Genomic DNA, 5,454 nt, shown 5'->3' with positions numbered 1-5,454 from the left:
TTATTAAACAGATGTTTAGGCTCTATCAGTGGAAACTTAGTGCTATCTGAAGTGAACCCTCACCTTTCAGTACTAGCAGTTGAGAAGCAAGCCATAGATTGGTTAGGTTTAATTTCTAAAGAAGAGTATGCTTCCTTTACAAGGAAAAGTTACGTAGAAAAGATTGAACACTTAAGCCAACTTGCACGAGCCACTGATAAAAAATTAATAATTAGAGACTGGATATCAGTTAATTATCTGCCTAATGTTGCAGTTGGGGCTTTTCCTAGTGAGACAAGGGAACAAGAATTATACTTAAATAAGTATGGATTACAGTCTTCTGGGATAGTTTTTTCTCGAAGAGCTGAAACTGTTTTATCATCTATCAAACGGACTTTTACTCACTTCTCTGGACTTTCAACGGATGATTTTGCTTCTGCATATCTTTCCTATGCAGAAGCAGTTTCTGACTTACCAATATTTCATTATGAGGATTTCTGTGAGAATCCCAGTAGTGTCTTGCAAAAAATATGCTCGACATTGAACATATTCTATGACTCTTCTTTTATTGAGAAATTCTACACTTTTCATCAGTGCACTGGTGATAATAATCCAGGACAAGAGTCAAAGAGATATCACTTAAATATGATTTCATCCTCAATAAAAATAGATGCTGAATTTATAGAATATAGTCAAAATAAAAAAATTCAAAAAGCCAATTCATTGCTGGGATATGAGTAACTCTTTTGATAGACAGGAAGATATAGAGAAAAAACTGTGGAGAATAATTCATAGCCGTGACCAAAGTATCGAAGAATTGCGTTGTTTACACGGTGATCTGCAAGCTCAGCTATCTCAAAAAACAAACCAATTAAATGACTTGCTCGCAAAGCTACACCAATCCCAGCAGGAGCTACATCAATCCCAGCAAGAGCTACATCAATCCCAGCAGGAGCTACATCAATCCCAGCAGGAGCTACATCAATCCCAGCAAGAGCTACATCAATCCCAGCAAGAGTTAAAAACCTACGAGCAGTCACTTAAAAAAATAAAGACGAGCGTGTTTGGCAAGCTCTATGACTTTTTCTATAAAGAGTCATAGAGCAGATATAAATATTATCTGATAGATAAAGAACAAGGCCTGCGAATCAGGGTTGAAGCGATATCGCAATGAGCAGCCTGTTTTGCATCTCAAACTGATGCAAAACAGGCTGCCGAAAGATATGGAGCGGGACGCTTCCTCTTTGGCTTAAAATAAGTTCTTCAAATTTTGCAATATAGATTTGCAGGCGCAAAAGTAATTGGAAATACTGACTTCTCAAATTTATCTTCCTTAAACCAAGTTGAAGTAGTGAGAAACTCTTCATCCAGTCCATCAAAGACAATTACTGCCATAATTTCTTGCTTTTGCTGGAAGGCACTGATTGTCTTCCCATCATACTGTTGAGACACATATTGAGGATCGATAAATGACCAAATAGCCTCGGCATCTCGATACTTTTCAGAATAGAAATCCGTTCCCTCTAGCCCATAAGTGGCCAAAATTAAGTTCTGACGATCATGTACGTAATTAAGAATTTTACGCGTGGCTAGAGATGCCTCATACCGCACTCTTGGATTGCTCACAACTAAGATTGGATCTTGATTTGTAGTACAGTTCTGAGTCTGCTGTAAGAGAGAATTGATGTTGCGATTGTCATATGCCGTGAAAGTATAACTTTTCCAGACTGCTGAAAAATTTGTAGAGATTAGAACTATTGACAAACTAACTAACAAATACGCTGCAAGCTTGGAATGGGAGCTTAAAAGATGGATACAGTATGTAATCAATAGTGCTGATCCAATCGTTGCAGGAATCAAATAGTATCCTCGAATATCAGACTTTGTATAAAGTAAAATTTGTGGAGAAATAATTAGAAAGGCAATGGAAACAGCAGGTAGTAGATGATTGAGGAATGCTGAGATCGACTCTCTTCTCCGAACTAGAAGAATAAGAGACATAAGAAAGGAAATGCCAAATATCTGGAGATAGCTGTTGGAGAGAAACGTGTGTATAGTTCTAAGGAATTTAGAAACTTGAAATGTCTCTTCTTGAATTCCAGCATAGCCCATACCATCCACTCCGATTACTAGGGAAATATACAGGAGTTCAACTATCACTATTCCGAGTAAAATGGCATTCGTCTTTAATGTTCTTTGAGCAGCGTTGTATAGTGACGTTTTTCTAGTCTGGGCGTATGCCCAAATCCGAATTGCCATTAAGGCAGGAATAAAAATGATATATGACTCTTTTGAAAGAGATGTTAGAAGAACAAACAGAACAAATAAAATATTGAATAGGAGGTTCTGCCTCGGATCATCTACTTTTGTGGGAATGACTGCTAGAAGCATGGCGATCGCCAGCAAAAAGGTGCCGATAACCTGAGGATAGCTAGGCTGGGCCCACATGATTGCTTGAGGCCCAACCAGGACAAAAGCAGGAAAAATACAAGCTGTCAGTAAAGACATGCCTATATTACGAGCAACGGCAAATAAAGCAAAAGTTGTAAGACTTGCCAGAACACATGTGTGAGCAAACCAAAGATTTGCATTAACCCCAAATATCTGGGTTAACAAGATATCCTGGAAGTAGTAGAACGGCTGAAATCTACCATGGTTATAGTCATTGATTAACCACCTTTCGACAGTCGCCCATAGTCCAATTTGCTGGACCTCATGGTGCATCGTGATCATTAGATGATCGTTGAGAAATAAATTGAAGCCAGAGAACAAAAGTCCTGTCTGGAAAAAGACAAAGAAACAAAGTGAGAAAATAGTGACTAATGCTAGGATGTTGACTAATAATGAATTACGCTTTTTACGTATATTAGTGACTGAATGTTCGCTATCCATAACACTTTTTTAGTAGATAAAATTTGCTTCTGCCAAAATCGAAGTACGCTACTTACGCAGTTAATTCATTTGTATTCCCTTATCTTATATACAGGCTGTATTTTTTGTAAATTATTTTCTCTTAAAAAACACTTATGGGCACTGGTTCAAACTGATTCATACAGCTAACTCATATTAACTACACTGAACCAGCGTGCCATTCTGAACTTCACCCCAAACAATGGATACTTGATACGTTTTAGTCTGTTTATGGGCGCTGTTCCGCGAAGGGGTGAAATACTCAAATCCTTTGCATAAGAGGAGTTCAGCAATTGTTAAGGGAAGTTTGATGAATCCCATCGCCGAGGTGGCCATCATTCTGCCGCCGAAACGGCACTGTTAAAGGCTTCCACATGATTGCACAAACATCACTCGATGCACTGGTAGCTGTAAACGGTTGCTTCTACTTAACCCAAGCGACTCTAGGCTTGTCTTAAGCCCCCTCGATCTGCATCGCCAATCCCTCACGCCACACTTTTCGGTAGAGATAGGTGCTAGTTGTCTCATGCTGGGGTAGATAGGCATTTGCAATTTTCCATAACTCATGGCCGTATCATCTCTTGCCATCAGTGAGCTAGTGTATCCACTCACTCAGTTCGGCTCATGCCCGGGCACTTTTGACATCGGCTTCAAACAACTGGGCATCCTTCAGTCCGGCAGTCGCTTCTATCCAATAGCGGCGCACTCTCTCGATAAAACTGATAGTCCACCCTGCAGAGCTACTGCGCTCATTAAAACGGCGACCACAATCTTTGCATAGGTATCGTTTCAACACTTGTTTTTTTAGGTTTTAGTACCGTTCTTGACAACTTGCTCACTGTCACAATAGACGCACATCATCTCGCTAGAAGATAAACTGAATTTATTTTCTAGCAATCATCCTTTTGAAAGACAGTGCCGCCCTCCCCTTCCCGACAATTTTGTCCCACCTAAAGTTGATAGTCTAGTGCAGCATCAAAGCTAAGAATTGGGCTCGCCGATCTCCGAAAGGCTTTCTCTGTAAACCTTACAGAAATTGTTCATCCCAAAATTTAGTCTTGACGGACCACTAGTCTTTAATTGATATTATTCTGATCAACCATGTAAACTGACTGCCATCGTCCTGTTCGCAGCGGACTAAAAGAAAATTCGGGATAGAACTGTTCATCGCCTTGTTCAAACGGTGGACCCTTAAGAATCAAACAGCTACTCTTCCCAATGTCCTGAAGATTAAGTCCACTAACATCAAAGGATTCAAATTTTTTTGACCAGATATTATAAAAATATTCATTTGGATATAGATCGCTTAGTAAACTTGCAAACTTACGGTCAGAAAAAGAGCTGCCGAATTCCAAGGCATATGTAATGGAGGAACTTCCATAGTATCCAACCTGGACACAATCACTGTGCTGAGTTTGGACAAACTCAGCCATATCTAGAGATTCATCACGGTATGGCTGTGTGATATTCATTAGTGATTGTGAGTGCACAGAAAAACTCTTTAATCCAATAATTACCACAAGAGATAAAGTGGCGTATGGTATCGAAGATCGAAGATTGAGCAGATGCCCATTGCTTCTATTCCTATTGTCTATAAAGTGAATGAGCAGATATCCTTCAAGAAATAAAATCAGGCTTATCAGTCCCATAGAGGGTATAAGGTAACGAATTCCTGGATGCTTGACTGTAGTGACTATTTGAACCATGAGGATCAAAATCATACAGCTTAAAGCTCGATAACAGTCTCTAACAGAGGCACTGAGCCTAAACATTCTCTCTTCACGCATTGCTCTTTTATCTTTGCGCAAAGCCAGGGTAACAATTATCAAACTAATAACAATGTAAAGACCTATCAAGAAAATAGTGCTATTAAAGAAAATAGAGTCACTAACATATAAAAATCTAAAATCTTTCTGTATGCTGGAAAAGTTGATGAACCCCTCATCACCTGAGCCATATTTACCAGTATGAGTGGCGAGTGAAAATAACCAGTCGAACATCCTGCCATACGAGGAGATGATAGGTGAAGTTGTAATCAGGAAAGTAATCCCAGCTGTAACTGCAGCTACGCAAATACTACTTAGCCGAGGCCACATCACAAACAGAAGAAAAGTAAGGGGGAAGAATGTAAACTTTGTCGCAATACCAATACCAATTAGGGTACCAAGGAGAACACCTGGATATCGTGACCTTCGAAACTTTGGGGAGAATAAATAAGCAATGGTGAAAGCTACCAACAGCTGAGAAATTGCTATGAGGACCAGTTCAGGAATTACTCGATACGACACGGCAAGGGTTGTAGGCAAGAATAGTGATGCCTGTAACACCAGCGCAGATGGCATGCCAACCTTTAGTGAGTGTGCAGTAACACCAACCAAAAATGTAGCTAGCCCTATACCAATTAGAAGAACAGTATTGGTGAGCGATAAATAAATCTCAGGTGATCGGAGAACTGAAAAAGTAATAGACTCTGTTTCTCCTGCTACTAAAGCTTGATAGAGATGGCGCACCGTAATGGAGAAAGCACCTAAAATCTGGAGAAATGTTCCTGGATGGTCAGTATGT

The 5,454-nt window shown here is 39.7% G+C and carries 4 protein-coding genes and 1 pseudogene; 1 reads left to right on the top strand and 4 read right to left on the bottom strand.

Going from position 1 to position 5,454, the window contains the following annotated elements:
* Positions 1 to 720, top strand: a 720-nt coding sequence (locus IQ260_RS27355; protein WP_228016480.1) for a hypothetical protein, incomplete at its 5' end; no start/stop codon positions are given.
* Here IQ260_RS27355 and IQ260_RS27350 read toward each other — a convergent pair.
* From IQ260_RS27350 to IQ260_RS27335, 4 genes and pseudogenes are all read right to left on the bottom strand, one after another.
* Complete coding sequence (locus IQ260_RS27350) at positions 687 to 1,019, bottom strand: hypothetical protein (protein WP_193996240.1); 333 nt, start codon at positions 1,017 to 1,019, stop codon at positions 687 to 689. The genes IQ260_RS27355 and IQ260_RS27350 overlap by 34 nt on opposite strands.
* Before the next feature lie 223 nt (positions 1,020 to 1,242).
* Entirely contained in the window at positions 1,243 to 2,871 is a 1,629-nt protein-coding gene (locus tag IQ260_RS27345) for a hypothetical protein (protein WP_193996239.1), read from the bottom strand.
* Between the two features lie 475 nt (positions 2,872 to 3,346).
* Positions 3,347 to 3,750 (bottom strand): annotated as a pseudogene (locus IQ260_RS27340) (IS1/IS1595 family N-terminal zinc-binding domain-containing protein); the annotation flags it as partial.
* A gap of 215 nt (positions 3,751 to 3,965) precedes the next feature.
* The coding region (locus IQ260_RS27335; RefSeq protein ID WP_193996238.1) for a hypothetical protein at positions 3,966 to 5,454 on the bottom strand (1,489 nt) is incomplete at its 5' end.

Origin of the sequence: Leptolyngbya cf. ectocarpi LEGE 11479 (genome assembly GCF_015207065.1) — a bacterium.
Classification (GTDB): Bacteria; Cyanobacteriota; Cyanobacteriia; order Phormidesmidales; family Phormidesmidaceae; genus Leptothoe; species Leptothoe ectocarpi.
The sequence above is the reverse complement of the archived record's forward strand: the minus strand, read 5'-3'. Positions and strand labels throughout refer to the sequence as shown.